A 20,807-nucleotide genomic window follows, 5' to 3' on the forward strand; every position below is an offset into this window, starting at 1 on the left:
CCCTCAGTAAAACAATTAAAAAACAAACTTCCAGAAACCCTTTAAACAAAAATGACCGAGTAAGGGAACACCTATACTCAGTCATTTCTTTAAATATCATTAAAAAATTGAGGCTTTTTCAGTGCCCTCTCCTATCAAGAGGCTCTTTTTTCATTTTTGCCACATGACAGTTCCTCTTTTTGTGTTTATCTTTAGGCATGGATAAGCACGAATGGTATTTGGTTCCGGAACCGGCGGAAGAAGGTAAAGTGGAAAAGCGTACCGTCGGAGGAAAGTCAATCTGCCTGATTTTATCGGACAAGCAGCTCTACGCCACGGGCGCCAAATGTCCCCACGCCGGCGCGGATTTAAGCCGTGGATGGTGCGAGGCAGGCAAGCTGGTCTGTCCGTATCATAGACACAAGTTCGATATCGTAACGGGGAAGGGCGATCCGGATCAGGGCAACTACATCCGGACATATCCTGTCAAGAAAGAAGATAACCGATGGTACGTCGGTATACCCAAAAGCTGGTGGGCGGGATGGTTTTGATGCCCGCTGCACATTATTTTTCCTAAAAAGGGTGAGAACAGTCCAGCCGAAAGCGTTTTGTGCAGCTGGTTTTTCCAGACCGAAAGTTGCCCAGCCGACCCAATGATGCGTGCCACACGCTATAACGAACGGCTTCCCGGAAGCCGAAATACTTCGCCGGGATCTGCCGTCCCTCCCGCGGTTCGGTCAAAAGCTTTATATCTAGGGATTATTCTGTATCTTTGCATGGAAAATTAACGAAAGTAATGAGTAGCAAAAAATTCTTACCTTTTTGTTTGGTTATTGCAGCCGTAGTAGTGGGCTGCCAAAACCAAAATAAAGCCCAAACATCAGACAACCCACTACTGCAGACCTATGAAACGCCTTTTCAGGTTCCTCCATTCGATAAAATCAAGGTAGAACACTACCGGCCGGCATTTGACGCGGCACTGGAAGCACATAAACTGGAAGTGGATTCTATTATTAACAATACCGATGAACCTAGCTTTCAGAATACGATTGTAGCATTGGAAAACGCAGGATCGCTGTTAAATAATGTATCGACAGTGTTTTCTAATATCAACTCCGCAAACACAAACGATTCCATCCAGGCGATAGCGAAGGACATGGCGCCTATTTTGTCTGCACACCGCGATGAGATTTACCTTAACGAGAAGCTTTTTGCACGCGTAAAAGTCGTGTATGATAAAAGAGCCTCCTTGGCGCTTGATGCGGAAGATACAAAGCTCTTGGAAGAAACCTACAAAGGGTTCGTGCGGTCGGGAGCGAATCTTTCCGCGGCAGACAAAGACAAACTGAAAAAGATAAATTCGGAGCTGTCTGTCCTGACAACTCAATTTGGACAGAACCTTCTGGCCGAAACAAATGCGTACGAGCTTGTCGTGGAAAAAGAAGAAGACCTGGCGGGGCTTCCTTCCGCGCTTAAGGCTGCTGCGGCAGAGGTAGCAAAAGCGAAAGGAAAAGAGGGTAAATGGGTCTTTACCTTACAGAACCCTTCGGTTATGCCATTTCTACAATACGCTGACAACAGAGCGTTGAGAAAACAAATATGGGATGCGTACCAGAAAAGAGGAAACAACGGTAACGACCACGATAATAAAAAGATCCTTATTGATATTGCAAACCTGCGTTTGGCAAAAGCCAAGTTGCTGGGCTACACCTCACACGCGGCATACGTGCTGGAAGAATCGATGGCCGAAAATCCAGCAAACGTCTATGCTCTTTTGAATAAAATATGGGCACCGGCCCTGGAAAAGGCTAAAGTTGAAGCTGCGGACATCCAAAAAGAAATCGTGGCCGCCAAAGATACGTTTAGTGTGGCACCTTACGACTGGCGGTACTATCAGGAGAAGATCCGTAAAAGTCGATATGCGCTGGATGAAGAGCAGATCAAGCCGTATTTCAGTCTGACGGCGGTTCGTGAGGGTGCGTTCGCCACCGCAAATAAGCTGTTCGGGCTGACTTTCATCGCGCTGAACAATGTGCCAACGTATCATCCGGAGGTAGAGGTATATGAAGTTAAAGATAAAGACGGGTCTCACCTGGGATTACTATATGCAGACTTCTTCCCACGCGAATCTAAAAGGGGAGGTGCATGGATGACATCGTACAGGACACAGACGACTGTGGGAGGCAAACGCATTGCCCCTGTCATCTCTATTGTGTGTAATTTCACCAAGCCCGTGGGCGATAATCCAGCCCTGCTTACGTTCGACGAGGCAACAACGCTCTTTCATGAATTTGGACACGCATTGCATGGGTTGCTCTCTAACGTACGATACAGAAGCCTGGCAGGAACCTCTGTTCCCCGCGACTTCGTAGAGCTGCCATCCCAGATTATGGAAAACTGGGCCGCCGATCCTGAAGTGCTTAAATCCTATGCTAAGCACTATAAAACCAAGGAAGCAATTCCGGATTCGCTGATCCAAAAAATGCAGCAGGCCGGTACTTTCGATCAGGGATTTGCTACGGTAGAGTATCTCGCGGCGTCGTTGCTTGACCTTGACTATCATGCCCGTACCGCAGCTATTCAGGATAGTGCAGACGCTTTCGAGGCGGCATCTATGAAGAAGATCGGTCTTATCGATGCAATCATTCCCCGGTATAGAAGCACCTATTTCCAGCATATATTTTCCGGAGGCTATTCTGCCGGCTATTATAGCTACATTTGGTCAGAGGTATTAGACTCCGATGCATTTGCCGCCTTTAAGGAAAAATCGTTGTATGATGAGGCGACAGCAAACTCTTTCCGCAAGAATATTCTAGAAAGAGGAGGCACCGGAAATCCCGCTGAAATGTATAGGAAATTCCGGGGGGCTGATCCAGATCCTGTTCACCTCATGAAGAAAAGAGGATTAAATTAATAAGTGTGTTCTCAAACATCAAGAAAGAGGGCTGCGCGATGAAAGTGCAGCCCTCTTTCTTTAAACATAAACTCACGGGAGCGCCAAAAGAGATAATAACCTGACTTCCGTAGAAAATGACCTCGCGGAGGTCATATATTTATAAACGGGTATTTTAGATGCCGAGCGAATTAAACTGCAGTTCGTACAACTTCCGGTAGTGGCCGTCGATGGATAGGAGTTCGCTGTGTGTCCCCATTTCTTTGATCTCTCCTTTGTCAAATACAATGATTTTGTCTGCTTTTTGGATGGTTGAGAGCCGGTGTGCGATGACGATGGCGGTACGGCCCACCATCATTTTGTCGATAGCCGCCTGGATAAGTAATTCGGTCTCTGTATCGATGGACGACGTAGCCTCGTCCAAGATCAAGATGGCAGGATCATGAACCAATGCCCGTATAAATGATATCAGCTGCGCTTGTCCCGACGACAGCGTAGCTCCCCGCTCTTGCACCTGATAGTCGAAACCGCCGGGTAGCTGCATGATAAAATCGTAGGCACCGACATCTTTCGACGCTTTGATCACCTGCTCTAAAGAGATAGACGGATTGTGCAGTGTGATGTTGTTAAAAATTGTGTCAGCAAACAGAAAAACATCCTGCAAGACGGTCGCTATATGTTTCCGTAGGTAATTTAGTTCGTAATCCCTGATGTCCCGGCCATCAAGAAGGATACTTCCCCGCTGTATCTCGTAGAAACGGCTTAAGATGTTGATAGTTGACGACTTCCCCGCCCCCGTGGCGCCGACTAATGCCAACGTCTCTCCCCGACGTACTTGGAAACTTACGTCCTTTAAAACCCATTTTTCCTCATTATACGCGAACCATACATGCTCAAAGGCGATTTCACCAATCACGTTGCCCGAAGCAATCGTACCGTTATTCGGAGTATGTTCATCCGTGTCCAGCACGTCGAAGATCCGTTCCGCCGATACCATACCCATTTGTAAGGTATTGAACTTGTCAATCAGTTCTCGTATAGGGCGGAAAATCATATTGATATACATTAGAAAAGCAACAACCACCCCCGGAGAGATGACATTGGCTAAAATCTGTTTAGAACCGTACCACACAAGCAGTCCGGTAGCGATAGCCAATATAATTTCAAGAACCGGAAAGAAAATGGAGAAATACCAGTTCGCCCGGATATGTGCATCCCGGTGATTGCGGTTTATTTTCTCGAATTTTCGCATTTCCTGCTCTTCGCGGGAAAAATATTGAATAATGGCCATTCCACTGATGTGTTCCTGTAAAAATGTGTTTAAGTTGGATACCCAATTACGCACATCAATAAACGCCGACTTCATAGCCTCTTTGAATATATAAGTCGCCCAGATCATCAGGGGCATGGGAACCAGGACAATAAGTGTCAGTTTCCAATCGGTATAAAACATCACCGCAAGGATGACAACCATCTGAAGCAGGTCTCCAATGATCTGTATCAGGCCCTGCGAAAAAATATTGGATATGGTCTCCAGATCAGAGATCGTTCGGGTGATGAGTTTTCCGATTGGCGTATTATCGAAATATTTCAGCCGTAAACCCGTAATATGGTTGAAAACCTCTATGCGGATGTCGCGAATGACATTTTGCCCGAGTACATTTGTGGTTAGGGTATGGTAGTAGCGGATGATCGTTTGCCCGATAAGCAGCGCCATCATGGCGATGAGCATCCAGGTAAGACCCGACGAATCCGACTGTAAGATATACTTGTCGAGCGTATATTCTACCAGCATCGGAAGAGCAGGCGCCACGGCGGCCAGTAATATGGTCAGTATGACAGACGCCCAAAAAATGCCCTGGTAGGGGCGCATGTATCTCGCCATCCTCCGGAGGAGTTTGGTATCATAGGTCTTCCCGGTTATTGTTTGTTCACTCAAGGCAATTCACTTATATAAGGGTAAACAACTTTTGTTAAATATAAACCATGGGCAGGTACTGACGTGCCTGCCTGTGCGCGGTCCTTACTGCGGATGATGTCACATATTGTCTCGGGCGCTTTTTGCTTTAGCCCAATTTCAAGCAGTGTGCCAACAATGGCGCGCACCATATTGCGGAGAAACCGGTCGGCGGCAATATGGAACACAAGCCCTTCTGCCTGGGCTTCCCATACAGCTTTCTTCACGGAACAGATGTTTGTAAAAACCTGTGTATGGCTCTTTGAAAAACACCCGAAGTCCTGCGTGCCCAGCAAATAGGCAGCCGCCCTGTTCATCTCCTCTACATTCGGACGGTCCCGTAATTGCCATGACCTGTGAACCAGAAACGGGTTCTTCTCAAAATGTATATGATACTCGTAGGCGCGTTCTATGGCGTCAAAGCGCGCGTGGGCTCCGGCATTGACCGGCAGCAAGCGCTTGACAGCAATGTCGGGCGGCAAAAGAGCATTCAACGAGTGTAAAAAACGCCCCCCATCGGGGATACGCGACGCCGGCACATCCAAGTGTACGAACAGCTGTTTCGCATGAACGCCGGTATCCGTCCTTCCCGCACCGACGGTCTCGACGGGCAGCCGGATTATCTTCTGAAGCGCCTCATTAAGACGTTGCTGTACCGTTACGGCATTATCCTGCAGCTGCCAGCCGTGATAAGCCGTTCCGTCGTAGGCAATTTCCAGAAAAAAGCGTTGCATTAAATCTTCCACCACACAAAGGTAGCTAAAAGTCGCGTATGCTGTTTATCGTAAAGAACAATCTAACAATTTGATTACGGAATAGAATTAAGAATCAGACCGCTGGGGGTCAACGACCGTCCGGCGAATTTGCTTTACAAACTGCGTTGGGAGGCGGCAGAAAAAAAAGCAATAAATTTGTCAACCAAATTGATACTCTTTTGTTGATAGTATACCATTGCTGCGGCGCCCCGGTCCACAGGCGGATACACACAGGATCCCGTCGAATGGGAGGAGTAAATTTGCCTAAGCAGGACGGGGATATTGCAAGCAACATTTAATTTATCTAAGTTTGTTACTCTGTTTAAAATAAGATTATGATTCAACGTATACAAACAGTGTGGTTATTAGCCGCAACAGTCACCTTATTAGGTCTCTTCGTGTTTCCCTATGTGAGTTTTATTGATCTGGTGGGACTTGGAAAGAAAATTTTTATTACGGGAACGTACTCATCGCTTAACAACGAGTCCGTGCGGGAGTCGAGCACCTTTGCTTTGGCATTTTACGCGGGAGTTGTGGCTATTCTTCCTGTCGTCATTGTGTTCTTCTACAAGAATAGGAAGAGACAGATCGTTTTTATTTTTGTCGAAATGCTTTTAATCGCACTATTGGGGTTCTGGATGTATAGTTCCGCCGACACGGTATTGAATTTGATCACGCAAAAGATCCGGCCTGGAAATATCGGTGTGGGCTTTTTTCTACTGCCGCTGGCGATAATTTTTCTGAGTATGGCCATAGGGGGAATCCGGAAGGACGAAAAATTGATCAAGTCTGCTAACCGGCTGCGCTAACGAGCATGAGAGTATTCCTATTTCTATTGCTGAGCGGACTATTTTTCTGCGACGCCGCGGCTCAGGAAGCCCCTGTGGGGAATATTGTCGATGATATACAGGTCGATGTCAAGTCTGTTTCAATGAGCGGGAGCGGCGATACGCTGAAGGTAGAATTGTTTTTAATATCCTACCAGCGAGGCACACGGGAGTTTAAGCTGAACACGTTTGCGACACAGCTGGTCGATACCGCAGCACAGAAACATCTTTATTCAGCAATTACAATGGGCCGTGTGCATATCCGTTTAGAGGAGCGCCGTAATTATCTTCACTATTTGCTTGAGGAAGATGTGCCTGTTCCACTTCATATAGCCGTCGGAGACTGGCAGGGCAGGGTGCCGAAGAGCATTTTACTGGTTTTCGAAGATAGCAAAGAGGAAGGGAAATTTACAACACAGGAGGTTGATCTTCAAGCATCCTTTTCGCAAAGCGAGTAAACCAGCTAACGTCTGCTGGAAAACCTTATCGTCTGCGTCCGGTGGAGGTTATAACATACAGAAGAAGCCAGCTAAAAGCTGGCTTCTTCTGTATGTTATCGTGAATATCTAAACTGCTGCTTATCCATTAAGCTCATCTGGTCTTTCATCATCTTTATCTGGTCTGCCAATAGCTTATTTTTATCCGCTTTCTTCGCTTCGGACAACAGCTTCTCGGCTTCGCGTTTGTTGCGTTTGGCCATAGCGACGCCTGCCAGGCTTAATTTTGCCAGCGCAACGTTGTGGTCCATGTGGAGTCCCAGCGACAATGCCTTTTTGAAGTACTTCTCCGACTGCAGGGGCGCCCTTTGAGATTCGATGATGCCTAGAAGCATATGGTAGTATCCATGTTGTGCAGAGATGAGCTGCTTTTCATAATTGTTTATACGCTTTAGCCACCCTTCTGCTTTCGTCATGTTTTCTTTGCGTAGAAACCACTGAGCCAGCAACATATTTTCATTAAAAAACACAGTCACCCATGCAAGGATCGTGACAAGGATGCCGAGGATGCCCCAGCCCCAATGACCGAACCAGAACAGAACAACGGTGCCGATCAATAATAAACTACTCAGGATGATACGAACTATATTGGACATACTGTAATTTTTCTTTAATTGGATACAAATATCCGGTTATTTTGGTGGTTATACAACTTGATTGGGTGATAAAATTGTAAAATTGTACATTTGTGCTATGACGGAGCGTTTTCACCCAAGCTGGAATGCTATTCTAAAACCACTGTTTAGACAGGATTTCATGCGCCGCCTGTCTGCCTTTGTTCAGCAAGAGCGGCAGAGCGGAATAGTCTTTCCTCCCGAGCATCTCGTTTTTAATGCGTTTAAGCTGACGCCGTTTGACGATATCAAGGTGGTCATACTCGGGCAGGATCCATACCATAACGACGGCCAGGCCCATGGGCTGTCCTTTTCTGTGCCCAAAGGTATGCCGTTGCCGCCGTCACTGAAAAATATTTATACCGAACTGGCGACGGATATCCCGGGCTTTACCGTTCCATCCTCTGGCGATCTGACTCCGTGGGCAGAGCAGGGTGTTCTCTTGCTCAACGCGACGTTAACGGTCCGGGCCCATCAGGCCGGCTCTCATCAAAAGCGGGGTTGGGAAGAGTTTACAGACCAGGTAATTCATTTGATTTCCCAGCGTTTAGAGCATGTCGTGTTTATCCTTTGGGGCGGCTATGCCCAACGAAAGACTGTACTTATTGATGGAAACAAGCACTGTATACTGAAGTCGGTGCACCCCTCTCCGCTCTCGGTATACCGCGGCTTCTTCGGATGCCGGCACTTTTCTAAAGCAAATGCGTATCTGGCCGAACATCATAAAGATCCGATCCGCTGGCAGATCTAAGCGTAGAGCTCCTTGAGGTCTTTAAGCTCGTAATCTTCTACCGTTAGACGCTGAATATGGTTGATTTTTATTTTCCGTCCGTGCTGTACGACATGCGTGAAAAGCAAGTGGCTGTCATACGCGATATCAAAAGGAGCGGCGAAGTCGATGTCTTCTGCGGGTTGTCCAAGCATGATGTATTCCAATTCGCCCTTTGAGGTAAACCGCTTTACCACGGCTCTCTGGCGCGGGGCCGCATGTATGGAGAACCAGGCGCCGTCGCCTACGCCACCTAAATACTGGGCTTCCTTGGGGACGGAAATCGGTTTTGAGGCATAGTCCATACATCCAATAATCAGGTCATCCGGCAATAATTGAGCTTTCTGAGCGGTGATATTGTCGCCAAGCTGGCGAAGTAAAAAGGCGAAGGACTGCCACCGGTTCATGCGGAAATGTCTAAGTCCCTGTTCCGGCGTGTAAGAGTAAATCATGCGGTCGGATACGGCGTTGACAACATTGCTTATCGGGCTTGCCTTGATCGTTTCGGGAAGGTTGATGCTATGGTACCAGGTGTACTTCTTCGAAGAGCGCATGAGCATGCGCGCAATAAAACGCGAACAGTTATTGTTGTTGGGAGCGACCGCCCCATAGGGGAACGTGCCTTGGTAAACGCAGTCGTCCCCATATGCTTTTGCCTGCTCGAAGTTAATGCCACGGGCAATAGAAAAGTAAAGTACCCCTTCGCCATACATAGCGGGTTTCTGGCGCTCGAGCTGCTCAACGATGGCCTCTAAATTGGTAAGGCGGAAATCATCGAACTTTGCTTTTAATTTAATCTCCAGTCCCGGATCGGAAAGCTTCGAACGGGCACGTCCGTATCCACGGGGAGCTATATAACGGCCAAAGTCGTAGAAAAGCATCTCGCCGGTCTCGCGCTTGATGATCACAATGCCGGTATGACCGACTTTAAAGTTGAGATTCTTAACAATCCCAATTTTTTTGAAGAACATCATCCAGGCTTCATCGCCCCGAATGGTCGCATCGGGCCAAGTAAGAATAAGAGCGAGGTCGTTATAGGTTACCGGGTTGGCGTGCATAGCAGGAGATTTAGTATTCTAAAGGAACGATCGGTTCTTTCTTGCTTGTCGACATGATCATCATGGTCTGAAACGTCTTGACAAATGGAATTTTGGCTATTTTCTCCATAATTACGCCCTCATACGCTTTGATGTCTTTGACATAGACTTTAAGAATAAAATCGCAGTTCCCCGTCACGTGGTGACATTCCGTGACTTCCGGGATGGCCTTTACCGCCTCTACGAATTCCGGAATGGCGTTATGGGTATGAAAATCCAATGATATTTGAATGAACGACTTGATCCCCAATCCCAGCTTTTCCTCGTCGACAAAGGCGTGATAGCTTTTGATAAAGCCCGAGTTCTCCAGTTTGCGCACTCGCTCTAACGTCGGTGCAGGCGATAAACCGATGTTCGATGCCAGTTGCAGGTTCGTAATCCGTCCATTTTCCTGTAACAATTTGAGAATCTTTAAATCTGTTTTATCGGGTTGATACGGCATTTTTACAATCAGCTATTCGTGGATATTATATTTTACAAAAAGTAAATATACGGAATAAAATTTGGTGCAGCAAATGTCCGTTTTAAATTTTAAATTATAAACAAAATCTATAGTATGTCCGCTGGGTTATGGTTCAATTTTTATAGCAATCACGTTAATGTCATAATAAAACCTGCGGGACGGCCATAATATCAAAGAAATGACATTTGTCATTTTTTTTACCAAAAACTGGCGTGGCTGAGGTTTTATAATGGAGTTTATTGTATATTAAATCGTATCTTTGTAGTCCAAAACAAAGGTAGGATCGCCGATTAAATTAAGGGGAACAAGATGAGTACCAAAGACGACGAATTACTAAGAGAGCTGGAGCTCGAAGAATATAAGTACGGTTTTACGACCGATATCGAAATGGAGATTGCTCCGAAAGGACTTAATGAAGATACCATTCGATTAATCTCCGCAAAAAAAAATGAACCGGAATGGTTACTTGAGTGGCGGCTAAAAGCGTTTCGGCACTTTTTAACCATGAAAATGCCTGCTTGGCAGAATTTCGACAATCCGGAGGTTGATTTTCAGGAGATTTCTTATTACGCGGCACCGAAGGCTAAGAAGCAACTCGAGAGCATGGACGAGGTAGATCCAGAGCTCTTGGCTACTTTTGAGAAACTCGGTATTCCGCTGGACGAACAAAAGGTGCTTGCCGGCGTAGTGGCGGTTGATGCGGTCTTTGATTCGGTTTCTGTGAAAACGACTTTTCGCGAGAAATTGAAGGAGCAAGGGGTAATCTTTTGTTCCTTTGGCGAAGCGGTACAGGAATATCCCGAACTGGTGCGCAAGTATTTGGGAACGGTAGTGCCCCAGACGGATAACATTTACGCAGCATTGAATTCGGCCGTATTTTCGGATGGCTCGTTTGTATATGTGCCAAAAGGCGTGCGTTGTCCCATGGAGCTTTCAACGTACTTCCGGATTAACGCACAAAATACCGGACAATTTGAACGGACCTTAATCGTTGCCGACGAAGGAGCGTATGTTTCGTACCTTGAAGGCTGTACCGCACCCATGCGTGACGAAAATCAATTGCACGCGGCCGTCGTGGAACTGATAGCAGAGCGCGACGCGGAAATCAAATATTCGACAGTGCAAAACTGGTACCCCGGCGACAAAGAAGGAAAAGGAGGAATCTATAATTTCGTTACCAAACGCGGTATCTGTAAAGGCGACAACGCCAAGATCTCCTGGACACAGGTGGAGACCGGCTCGGCCATCACGTGGAAGTATCCCGGCGTTATCCTCAAAGGAGATAATTCCGTTGGTGAGTTCTATTCCGTCGCGATGACGCGGAACAAGCAGATTGCCGACACGGGTACGAAGATGATACACCTCGGTAAGAACACCCGTTCCAAAATTGTATCGAAAGGTATATCGGCAGGATTAAGTCACAACAGCTATAGAGGATTGGTCAAAATAGGGCCGCATGCAGACAAAGCGCGTAACTTTACGCAATGCGACTCCCTGCTGATCGGCGACCGCTGTGGCGCACATACGTTCCCGTATATTGAAAACAAAAACCGGACAGCCAAGCTGGAACATGAAGCAACAACGTCCAAAATTGGCGAAGATCAGATCTTTTATCTAAACCAGCGCGGAATCGATTCGGAGAAGGCTGTCGGACTTATCGTAAACGGGTACGCGAAAGAAGTGTTAAATCAATTGCCAATGGAGTTCGCGGTAGAGGCTCAGAAGCTTCTCGCTATCTCTCTGGAAGGATCAGTGGGGTAATCTTTATCTGGAATTAAGTAACAGGGAAGCCCTTTTGGGCTTCCGAAAATATTAAGCAACACGAAAATGTTATCAATTAAGAATTTGCACGCGTCTGTAGAAGACAAACAAATATTAAAAGGATTAAATCTCGAAGTTAAAGCTGGCGAAGTACACGCCATCATGGGACCAAACGGAGCAGGAAAGAGTACCTTAGGAAACGTTCTTGCTGGCCGTGACTCCTATGAAGTGACAGAAGGCTCCGCATTACTGGACGGGGTTGATCTTTTGGATTTAGCTCCTGAAGAGCGTGCCCGGGAGGGGTTGTTTCTTGCCTTTCAATATCCGGTGGAAATTCCCGGAGTTTCTAACATCAATTTCTTGAAGACGGCAGTTAACGATATTCGTGAATATAGGGGCTTACCTCCGATGGAAGCGAAAGAGTTTTTGCAGCTGGTGAAAGAGAAGCAGAAATTGGTTGAGTTTTCTGCCAATCTTGCCAATCGTTCGCTGAACGAAGGATTTTCAGGCGGTGAGAAAAAAAGGAACGAGATTTTTCAGCTGGCCATGTTGAATCCAAAATTGGCGATTCTTGATGAAACCGACTCTGGTTTGGACATCGATGCGCTACGTATCGTCGCCAACGGCGTAAATCAACTGCGCTCAGCCGACAATGCCTTCGTCGTCATCACCCATTATCAGCGCCTGCTCGATTACATCGTGCCCGACTTTGTGCATGTGCTTTATAACGGACGGATTGTGAAGACCGGCCCGAAAGAACTTGCATTGGAACTCGAAGAAAAAGGGTACGATTGGTTAAAAGAATACGATACGCAAACCGTCTAATTAATTATCGATGGATAACTTTAGTAGCGGATTGACAAACAATAACATGAGTACAGTAGTAGCAGATTCATTATATCATCAGTTGGTAGCTGCTTTCCACGATCAGGAAGGTCATAGGGCTCCTGCCGATTTGACGGATTTACGTCGTCAGGCCTTCGGGCGTTTCCAGAAAGAAGGATTTCCTACCATGAAGAACGAGGAATGGAAATATACCAATCTACATGGTTTGGTTAACGCCGCCTACGCCTTGGCAACAGATGTAGACGTCAATGATATCGATACCAGTAAGGCGGATATCGACGGTTTGGACGCGCATCGGATTGTGTTGGTCAACGGCCAGTACGTATTGGCTTTTTCTTCTTTAGAAGATGAGGCGGGACTAACTGTAAAACCGATTGAAGAGGCGTATAACGAGGAAAACTTCCGGAAACATTATGCCCAATATGCTGACAAGTCGGACAATGTACTGGTACAGCTTAATACGGCCCTTCATACTGCCGGGCTATACATTTCTGTAGCACAAAATAAAGTGGTTTCAAAGCCTATCCATATTGTACATGTTGCAACCGGGGAATCTAGCTTTTTCGCACAGACACGTAATCTTATCGTCGTGGAGTCCGGCGCCGAGGTGGAAATCATTGAATCTTTCATTACATCCGAAGGAACGGCCAACAATCTAAACAATAAGGTTACGGAGGTCGTTGTGCAGGAAAATGCCAAGGTTCAGCACTATTACTTACAAGTGGCAGGCAATGTAAGTAGCTATGTACAGCACACTGAAGTATATCAAGAACGTCATAGCCTATATAATCACTACAACTGTAATCTGCCCGGAGCGGCGTTCATAAGGAACAATATTAATGTACGCCTTGATGCCGAAAACGTGGAATCCCACTTGTATGGAATTAACCTGACGTCGGGTAAGCAGTTCGTGGATAATCATACTGTCGTGGACCACATGAAACCATATTGCGAATCCTATGAATGGTACAAAAATATTCCACAGGACGAATCGACAGCAGTATTTAACGGTAAGATATTTGTCCGCGAAGACGCGCAGAAGACCAACGCCTTCCAGCAGAACAACAATATGTTGATAGGGGATAAATCGACGGTCTACACCAAGCCGCAGCTCGAGATATTTGCGGATGACGTGAAATGTTCGCATGGATGTACTATGGGACAGTTTGACGACGAGGCCTTATTTTACCTGCGTGCGCGCGGTATAGGGGAAGAATCGGCCCGCGTACTGTTGGTTCATGCTTTCGCTTTCGATGTGACATCCCGCTTTTCCAATGACATTGTACGCGGTTATGTCGAGGATCTTGTGGCGAAAGGCTTGGATAAAAAATAGCAATTAGTTTTCCATTTCTATATTCTAGAAAGAGAGCGTTTGGTGCACTACCGGACGCTCTCTTTGTTTATATGGCAATTAAATGATTTCGTAATGCGCTACGATCTTCTTACGCTAATGATATGGCAGATATGCTGCCTATCCGTTTATGAGCCCCGGTTTCCACACAAGCTCTGGGCGCTCAATGGTCTTTGCTGTTGGATAGCTACGAGGCCGCGTCGAAGCTCTTTCTTTTCACTACTTCCGAGCCCTGTCATTGTGCATAAAAAAAGGCTTCCTATTTAGGAAGCCTTCAGAGCGAAAGACGAGATTCGAACTCGCGACCCCAACCTTGGCAAGGTTGTGCTCTACCAACTGAGCTACTTTCGCTGATTGTGCAACAAAGGTAGCAAATTGACGAATAGCTGTCAATATGTATTTTAAAATAATTGTGCTTCCTTTTGCTAGTGCAAGATAATTGAAGCGGTGACACCTTGGCGGAGTTGGTCGAGGCAGATAGTACGCTGACACCAGTATTATTGAGTTATCTTTTAGTATATGCTGAGCCATAAAAGAGGGTATATAGAGCTTTACCTCTATATACCCTCTATGAACCCTCTATTATCCCTCTAGAAAGTCTCTGTTATAACCGTGTTTGAGCTGAAGATCTCTCGAATTATTCTAAACTCAAATACACTATTTTTATGGACGGTTTAATTGCCCGGCAAAAGCGAATGTATTCAACCTCCTTTGTCATGGAAGGACTGTACTCTACAGGGAATACCCGCAAAAGAAGAAGACACTATTGTTTTAGAGTCGGATGGCGTCGATACAGTTGATACCATCTATTGCGGCAGAGACAATTCCGCCTGCATAACCGGCACCTTCGCCGCATGGGTACAGTCCACCGACCTCTGGGTGTTGCAAACTTTCCCGGTCGCGCGGAATGCGAACAGGCGAGGAGGTTCGCGACTCGACGCCGACCAATATGGCCTCGTTGGTATAGTAGCCGTTCATCTTTTTTCCGAATATAGGAAGTGCCTTTCGAAGGGCCCGGTGTACGAATGATGGTAGCACCTCATTAAGATCGACACTCCGCGTCCCCGGCCTATATGAATTCTCGGGAAGCGTGTTGGAAACCCGTTGGGTTACGAAATCTACCATCCGTTGCGCGGGAGCGACCAAGTCGCCGCCACCGAGTTGAAAAGCCCTATGCTCAATCTGCTGTTGAAAGTGCAGTAAGGCGAAGGGGTCATGCGATGCGTCGGGAACGTCCTCGAGATTTATCTGTATCACCGTACCTGAGTTGGCGTGCGGATTGTTGCGTTTGGACGGCGACCACCCGTTGACGACAATCTCATGATGGTCGGTCGCGCATGGAGCAATGATGCCGCCCGGACACATGCAAAACGAGAAAACGCCGCGTCCCTTTACCTGTTCAACCAGACTGTAATAAGCCGGAGGTAAGTTTTCATGACGGACGGCACAATGGTACTGCGCTTGGTCGATAATGGCTTGGGGATGTTCTATGCGTACACCTAGGGCGAAAGGTTTAGCCTCCAGCAGCCATCCTTTGTGCCGGAACAGCGTAAAGATATCGCGCGCCGAATGGCCGGTAGCAACAACGACGTGCCTGGCCCGCACGACATCCCCGTCCGACGTTTTAACCCCCCTTACTTGTCCAAAATCGGCCAGGATATCGGTGACCTTGCAGTCAAACCGGATCTCGCCGCCATTTTCGAGAATAGTGTTCCGCATATCTTCTATGATATGTGGAAGTTTGTTTGTTCCGATATGCGGACGGGCGTCGACGAGGATATCTTCCGTAGCCCCGTGCTGTACAAAGATCTCAAGTACCTTCTGTACATCGCCACGCTTGTTCGACCGCGTGTATAGCTTGCCATCCGAATAGGTGCCCGCGCCTCCTTCGCCGAAGCAATAGTTGGACTCCGGATTTACCACGCCCTCCCGGTTGATTTTAGCGAGATCCCGCCGTCGCTCTTTTACGGGCTTTCCCCGCTCGAGCACAATAGGCTTGAGTCCCCGTTCCAAACATCGATAGGCCGCAAATAATCCTGCGGGACCGGCGCCGATAATAATGACCGGCTCAGCGGTGTGCACCCGCTTTATGGACGAAAAAAATGTAGGAGGGGTATATGCTTCGTCAATGTAAAAGACTACGCGGAGGCGGAACAGTACCTGTTTACCGCGCGCATCAATGGAACGTTTGCGTACCCGGAAGCCGTTTATCCGCTCAGGGCTTACTCTTAGCTGTTTGCTCCCCGCGGTGATGATTCGTGCATCGTCGTGCACAGATTCTGGAGCCAACGCGATTTCAATCTCTTTCTGCATGTAATTTATGGCTGGGTTTTTATCCCAAAAGTGTACAAAGGTACATATTGTCTGGTGCTGTGCCAAATGGTGTGCTGCAGCGAGCTTGGTATATGATTTGTTATAGCCTTTCCGTTATTAAACATTTTTATTACTTTTATAGAAATTGATTAAAACTTTGCACATGAAAAGATTATTAATTGCAATTGCGGGATTGTTTACGGCACTTTCTTTTAGCTCTTGCGGATACAACACGATGGTATCCAAAGATGAGAATGTGAAAGCCAAATGGGCACAAGTGGAGAATGCCTATCAGCGCCGTGCTGATCTGATTCCAAACCTGGTAGCTACCGTGAAGGGAGCCGCACAACATGAGGAAGGGACGTTGACGGCGGTCGTTGAAGCCCGGGCAAAAGCTACGTCAGTATCGGTGGACCCCTCCAACTTGTCTGAAGAGGCTATTGCTAATTTTCAGCAAACGCAGGATGCTTTGTCGCAATCGCTTGGCCGCCTTTTGGTAAGTGTCGAGGCGTATCCAGACCTGAAAGCCAATGCCAACTTTCAGGAACTTCAGGTGCAGCTGGAAGGAACCGAGAACAGGATTGCCGTCGAACGGAAAGCGTATAACGACGCCGTACAGGACTATAACACAACCGTTCGGAGCTTCCCGAATAATTTAATGGCCGGCATGTTCGGTTTTAAAGCGAAAGGGACATTTAAGGCCGCGGAAGGTGCAGACAAAGCACCGACGGTGTCGTTTTAAATTGAAAAACGTGGAAGAAGATGAATAGGAAAGTAGAGATGTACTTTCTATTCATCTTTTTTTCTGAATGGCGGAACAGTGCCTTTCGAGAACGCGGGGGATATGATTTGTATATAGTGGTGCGCAGGCGTTAACGGCTATATAGTTTGTTTAGATAAATGCAATGGACATATTTTCAACAGAAGACCAAGATCGGATCGTACAGACGATAAGTCTCGCGGAGGCGCAGACCTCAGGCGAAATCCGGCTGGTAATCGATAAGAAGCTTTCGGAGCCGTCGGCAATGGAAGCGGCAGTACGCTATTTCCGTAAACTGAATATGCAGCAGACCGTGCAAAAAAACGGTGTTCTTATTTATTTGGCTACCGACGATCATGCTTTTGCCATCATAGGCGACGCAGGTATTGACAAGTATGTAGGGCCTGACTTTTGGGATGAAACCAAAGAGCAGATGGCTGTTTTGTTTAGGCAGGGCGATTTAGTGCAGGGTCTCATCGTCGGCATTCAGCACATTGGGGAGCAACTAAAAACGTATTTTCCACGACGAGCAGACGATATCAACGAACTTCCAGACGATATTTATTTTGGAAAAAATTAGCAGTTTCATGAAATCCTTAAAAATAGCCAGAACGGCGCTAGGAAAAATTAGTATACTACTTCTGTTGATTGTATCGGTGGGGCTACAGCTTTCTGCCCAGAACCTTCCCGAGGCCCCGAACCGGCTCGTATCCGACTATGCCGGCGTGCTGAATCGCGGCGAGCTACAGGCATTGGAGGATAAGCTCCTCGCATTTGAGGATACAACGTCAAACCAGATCGCTGTCGTGCTGGTGAACTCTACCGAGGGTTACGATGTCGCGGATTATGCGGTCCGACTCGGAAAAAAGTGGGGTGTTGGCGGGAAGAAGTACAATAACGGCGTCATGCTATTAGCAGCCATTAACGACCGCGCTGTAACCATTCAGACGGGATACGGGATGGAAGGTGCATTGCCGGACATTATCGCCTACCGCATCATCCAGAACGAAATAAAGCCGCACTTTACGCGACAGGATTATTATGGAGGGCTAGATAAAGCGACGGACGCCATCATTGCCTATACCAAAGGTGAGTACAAAGCGGATCCGAAGCGTTCAGAGGGCCGTGAAGGAGGCGGTGTACCCGTGATGCTGGTTATCATCGTGATCATTATCCTTATTGTATTGGTCTCAAAAAACGGGGGAGGAGGAAACCGCGGAGGTCGGGTAATGACCGGGCGCGGCTCATCCGAGCTATTCTGGTGGACCTTGCTGAACAGTCTGGGCCGCGGCGGCGGTGGAGGCGGTGGCTTCGGCGGTGGTGGCGGCTTCGGCGGTGGCGGAGGCGGTTTTGGTGGATTTGGCGGCGGTGGCTTTGGTGGCGGAGGCGCCAGCGGCCGTTGGTAATGGCAGCATAGCAGGCGTATAGGATCAGCGGAGCGAAAATCAAAAAATGAAATTTAATTGAAGTACATATGAAAAAGGCAATTTTAATGGGCGTGGGCATGGTTCCCTTGGTGCTGTTTGCACAGGAGGACTTTACCTTAAATGGTAAAATAGGGCAGACACAGCCGGGTGCGAAAGTATTTATCCAATATAGAGATGGTGGGCAGAATGCGTTGGACTCGGTGACGATAAACAACGGAACCTTTACCTACCAGGGATCGGTGTCTCAGCCAACGCAGGCAATGTTGTTTTTGTCTGCCGATGGAAAAACGATGTCGCAGCTACGCGAGAGTGGCGAGCGCCCGCCGATGAACGCTGTGTACCTGGCGAAAGGCGTTATCAAGTTTGAAGGAGCTGACTTCGCCAGTGCGACAAGCAGCGGCAATCCGGTGAACGACGACTTCTCCAAATATAAGGCATCCCTACAAGCGGTAAACGACGGCTTCGCGGCATTGGATGCGGAATATCAAGCGGCTCCGGACGACAAGAAGCAGGACGAAGCATTTATTGGAGGTTTACAGAAGAAGGCAGAGGCAATTTATGAGAAACAGACGGCACTGAATGAATCGTTTGTTAAGGAAAATCCGAACAGTTACGTGGCTTTAACTGTATTGAGTGAACTGGCCTCGCCCGACAATGTGTCGTCTTTCGCGAAGCCCGCGTATGAGGCCTTGTCATCGAATTTAAAATCTACACCGCTGGGGAAAGATTTAGGCGAGAAAATCGCCAGCATGGAGAAGCTTGCTGTCGGCGCGTTGGCGCCCGATTTCACGCTTCCTGACACGGCGGGGAATAACCTATCGTTGTCATCATTACGAGGCAAATATGTGTTGGTAGATTTCTGGGCAAGCTGGTGTGGTCCCTGCCGCCATGAAAACCCGAATGTGGTGGCCGCTTTTAACAAGTTCAAAGACAAAAATTTTACTGTATTAGGAGTTTCTTTAGACCGTCCCGGTAAAAAAGAAGATTGGTTGAAAGCCATAGAAGACGACGGACTGGGGCAATGGCCACAGGTGTCTGATCTGCAGTTCTGGAACTCGCCGGTGGTCGAACTGTACGCTATCCGCGGTATCCCGCAGAACTATCTGATTGACCCGGCCGGTAAAATCGTAGCCTCCAATCTGCGTGGAGAAAAACTGGAAGAAAAACTGCAGGAAATTCTAAAATAGCAAATAACGGACGTAAGTGAATAGAAGAGGGAGTGCGTATATCGTACTCCCTCTTTCTGTTTGCTTAGAGAGACAGGATCTCTACAATCCTGGTCAGGTTTTCGTTGATTTTGTCGATGTGCTTAATGGCTTTGCTGAAGGGGGTGAATTGTACCTGTCCACAGATCAGGCCGGCCATTTCTCCACGGCGTCCTTCCAACAGCGCTTCCACAGAAGCCACCCCTAGACGGCTGGCCAATACCCGGTCCATACAGGTGGGCTTGCCTCCACGCTGGATATGGCCAAGGATGGAGACGCGGACGTCATAATGAGGAAAGTTCTCCTGGATCTTTTCTGCAACAACAAGCCCTCCTTCTTTGTCGCCCTCTGCAACGATAATGATGCGCGAAGACTTGTTTTTACGGGTCTTGTCCAACCGCTTCATAATTGCGTCGTAATCTACCTCCAGTTCGGGGATAAGAACGGCTTCAGCGCCTGTGCTGATTCCTGAACGCAGAGCAATCAGGCCGGAGTCGCGGCCCATCACCTCGACAACAAATAGGCGGTCGTGCGACTCAGCTGTATCGCGGATCTTGTCCACCGCATCGACGACGGTGTTGATTGCAGTATCATAACCGATCGTGAAATCGGTGCCCGCTAGGTCATTGTCGATCGTGCCGGGAATACCGATGATAGGAATGTCGAACTCCTCGATAAACTTAGAGGCTCCCGTGAAGGTGCCGTCCCCACCGATGACCACGAGCGCATCGATGCCTAATTTCTGAATATTTTCAAATGCCTGCCGACGTCCTTCGTATGTTCTAAACTCGTCGCTTCTGGCTGTTTTTAAGACTGTACCTCCCCGTTGGATGATGTTAGCAACAGATTTTGCATCCATCGGAATAATATCGCCATGTACCAGACCGTCATAACCTCTACGTATACCGAAGACGTTGAGGCCATTATAAATGCCGGCTCTGACTACTGCCCGTATAGCGGCGTTCATACCCGGCGCGTCGCCTCCCGAAGTTAAAACAGCAATATTTTCGATCTTTTTCATATATAATAGTTATTTTATTTATATGTGTACATATTCATTGGTATAATATAAGCCTCCTGTCCGATACGTGTCCAGTCGCTCCGGCCATGGGAAAAGCTGTGTAGCGTTTGTGCTGAATCGACATTACTGATTTTTCGCATCAGTCATAGCGCTCTGTGTTATGGCGTCGATGATGATTTCTTCTTAAATGCATCTATTCCCCTCTGCAGGAAATTAGCATAGCTGTCGACGTCGTAGTCGGCGCCGCTCGGAGGCAGCAGCACATTTCCGTC

19 protein-coding genes and 1 tRNA gene are annotated in these 20,807 nt (G+C 47.6%); 12 read left to right on the top strand and 8 right to left on the bottom strand.

Features of this window, described 5'->3' with window-relative positions; translation table 11 throughout:
• Window positions 1-197: 197 nt before the first annotated feature.
• Both BC792_RS17660 and BC792_RS17665 read left to right on the top strand, forming a co-directional pair.
• Window positions 198-530 (top strand): Rieske (2Fe-2S) protein, encoded by a 333-nt coding sequence (locus tag BC792_RS17660; protein ID WP_148910346.1) that lies wholly within the window; start codon window positions 198-200, stop codon window positions 528-530.
• Between the two features lie 245 nt (window positions 531-775).
• Window positions 776-2,893, top strand: a complete 2,118-nt coding sequence (locus BC792_RS17665) for a M3 family metallopeptidase (RefSeq protein WP_148910347.1) — start codon at window positions 776-778, stop codon at window positions 2,891-2,893.
• Window positions 2,894-3,047: 154 nt separating this feature from the next.
• Here BC792_RS17665 and BC792_RS17670 read toward each other — a convergent pair whose 3' ends face one another.
• Both BC792_RS17670 and truA read right to left on the bottom strand, forming a co-directional pair.
• Window positions 3,048-4,811 carry an ABC transporter ATP-binding protein gene (locus BC792_RS17670; protein ID WP_148910348.1) on the bottom strand — a complete coding sequence of 588 codons (1,764 nt, stop codon included), beginning with the start codon at window positions 4,809-4,811 and terminating at the stop codon, window positions 3,048-3,050.
• The gene (gene truA, locus BC792_RS17675) at window positions 4,808-5,578 is read right to left on the bottom strand and encodes a tRNA pseudouridine(38-40) synthase TruA (RefSeq protein ID WP_317131726.1); all 771 of its coding nucleotides are present in this window, start codon (window positions 5,576-5,578) and stop codon (window positions 4,808-4,810) included. Before truA ends, BC792_RS17670 begins: the two co-directional genes overlap by 4 nt.
• A gap of 341 nt (window positions 5,579-5,919) precedes the next feature.
• Between truA and BC792_RS17680 the strand changes: the two genes are divergently transcribed.
• Together BC792_RS17680 and BC792_RS17685 are read left to right on the top strand one after the other, a co-directional pair.
• Window positions 5,920-6,393: a DUF4293 domain-containing protein gene (locus BC792_RS17680; RefSeq protein WP_148910349.1), complete on the top strand. Its 474-nt coding sequence runs from the start codon at window positions 5,920-5,922 to the stop codon at window positions 6,391-6,393.
• A gap of 5 nt (window positions 6,394-6,398) precedes the next feature.
• A complete protein-coding gene (locus BC792_RS17685) occupies window positions 6,399-6,869 on the top strand; it encodes a hypothetical protein (protein WP_148910350.1) in 471 nt (156 codons plus the stop codon).
• Window positions 6,870-6,964: 95 nt separating this feature from the next.
• Here BC792_RS17685 and BC792_RS17690 read toward each other — a convergent pair whose 3' ends face one another.
• Window positions 6,965-7,504, bottom strand: a complete 540-nt coding sequence (locus tag BC792_RS17690; protein ID WP_148910351.1) for a tetratricopeptide repeat protein — start codon at window positions 7,502-7,504, stop codon at window positions 6,965-6,967.
• 97 nt (window positions 7,505-7,601) lie between these two features.
• Between BC792_RS17690 and ung the strand changes: the two genes are divergently transcribed.
• Window positions 7,602-8,273, top strand: a complete 672-nt coding sequence (gene ung, locus BC792_RS17695; RefSeq protein WP_148910352.1) for a uracil-DNA glycosylase — start codon at window positions 7,602-7,604, stop codon at window positions 8,271-8,273.
• Here the strand turns inward: ung and BC792_RS17700 are convergent.
• Window positions 8,270-9,349, bottom strand: a complete 1,080-nt coding sequence (locus tag BC792_RS17700) for a DUF6695 family protein (protein ID WP_148910353.1) — start codon at window positions 9,347-9,349, stop codon at window positions 8,270-8,272. The genes ung and BC792_RS17700 overlap by 4 nt on opposite strands.
• A 10-nt stretch (window positions 9,350-9,359) precedes the next feature.
• Window positions 9,360-9,830, bottom strand: a complete 471-nt coding sequence (locus BC792_RS17705; RefSeq protein WP_148910354.1) for an Lrp/AsnC family transcriptional regulator — start codon at window positions 9,828-9,830, stop codon at window positions 9,360-9,362.
• A gap of 330 nt (window positions 9,831-10,160) precedes the next feature.
• Here BC792_RS17705 and sufB point away from each other — a divergent pair, with 330 nt between their 5' ends.
• The 3 genes from sufB (at window position 10,161) to sufD (ending at window position 13,791) form a co-directional block, all read left to right on the top strand.
• A complete protein-coding gene (gene sufB, locus BC792_RS17710) occupies window positions 10,161-11,612 on the top strand; it encodes a Fe-S cluster assembly protein SufB (protein ID WP_148910355.1) in 1,452 nt (483 codons plus the stop codon).
• A gap of 66 nt (window positions 11,613-11,678) precedes the next feature.
• Window positions 11,679-12,437, top strand: coding sequence for a Fe-S cluster assembly ATPase SufC (gene sufC, locus BC792_RS17715; RefSeq protein WP_148910356.1), 759 nt, complete (start codon window positions 11,679-11,681; stop codon window positions 12,435-12,437).
• A 46-nt stretch (window positions 12,438-12,483) separates the two neighbouring features.
• Window positions 12,484-13,791 carry a Fe-S cluster assembly protein SufD gene (sufD, locus tag BC792_RS17720; RefSeq protein ID WP_246155178.1) on the top strand — a complete coding sequence of 436 codons (1,308 nt, stop codon included), beginning with the start codon at window positions 12,484-12,486 and terminating at the stop codon, window positions 13,789-13,791.
• A 296-nt stretch (window positions 13,792-14,087) separates the two neighbouring features.
• Here the strand turns inward: sufD and BC792_RS17725 are convergent.
• Both BC792_RS17725 and BC792_RS17730 read right to left on the bottom strand, forming a co-directional pair.
• Window positions 14,088-14,160: transfer RNA gene (locus BC792_RS17725), tRNA-Gly, on the bottom strand.
• A 420-nt stretch (window positions 14,161-14,580) separates the two neighbouring features.
• Window positions 14,581-16,122, bottom strand: a complete 1,542-nt coding sequence (locus tag BC792_RS17730) for an NAD(P)/FAD-dependent oxidoreductase (protein ID WP_148910358.1) — start codon at window positions 16,120-16,122, stop codon at window positions 14,581-14,583.
• A gap of 163 nt (window positions 16,123-16,285) precedes the next feature.
• On the opposite strand from BC792_RS17730, the gene BC792_RS17735 reads away from it, so the two are divergent.
• The 4 genes from BC792_RS17735 to BC792_RS17750 all read left to right on the top strand — a co-directional run bounded on the left by BC792_RS17735 (window position 16,286) and on the right by BC792_RS17750 (window position 19,496).
• A complete protein-coding gene (locus BC792_RS17735; RefSeq protein WP_148910359.1) occupies window positions 16,286-16,864 on the top strand; it encodes a LemA family protein in 579 nt (192 codons plus the stop codon).
• Between the two features lie 163 nt (window positions 16,865-17,027).
• The gene (locus BC792_RS17740; RefSeq protein WP_148910360.1) at window positions 17,028-17,462 is read left to right on the top strand and encodes a TPM domain-containing protein; all 435 of its coding nucleotides are present in this window, start codon (window positions 17,028-17,030) and stop codon (window positions 17,460-17,462) included.
• Window positions 17,463-17,469: 7 nt separating this feature from the next.
• On the top strand, window positions 17,470-18,288 hold the full coding sequence (locus tag BC792_RS17745) for a TPM domain-containing protein (protein WP_148910361.1): 819 nt from the start codon (window positions 17,470-17,472) through the stop codon (window positions 18,286-18,288).
• 68 nt (window positions 18,289-18,356) lie between these two features.
• Window positions 18,357-19,496, top strand: coding sequence for a TlpA disulfide reductase family protein (locus tag BC792_RS17750; RefSeq protein ID WP_148910362.1), 1,140 nt, complete (start codon window positions 18,357-18,359; stop codon window positions 19,494-19,496).
• A gap of 64 nt (window positions 19,497-19,560) precedes the next feature.
• Here the strand turns inward: BC792_RS17750 and pfkA are convergent, their stop codons facing one another.
• Complete coding sequence (gene pfkA, locus BC792_RS17755; RefSeq protein WP_148910363.1) at window positions 19,561-20,535, bottom strand: 6-phosphofructokinase; 975 nt, start codon at window positions 20,533-20,535, stop codon at window positions 19,561-19,563.
• Window positions 20,536-20,807 lie beyond the last annotated feature (272 nt).

Origin of the sequence: Sphingobacterium allocomposti (assembly GCF_008124885.1) — a bacterium.
Classification (GTDB): Bacteria; Bacteroidota; Bacteroidia; order Sphingobacteriales; family Sphingobacteriaceae; genus Sphingobacterium; species Sphingobacterium allocomposti.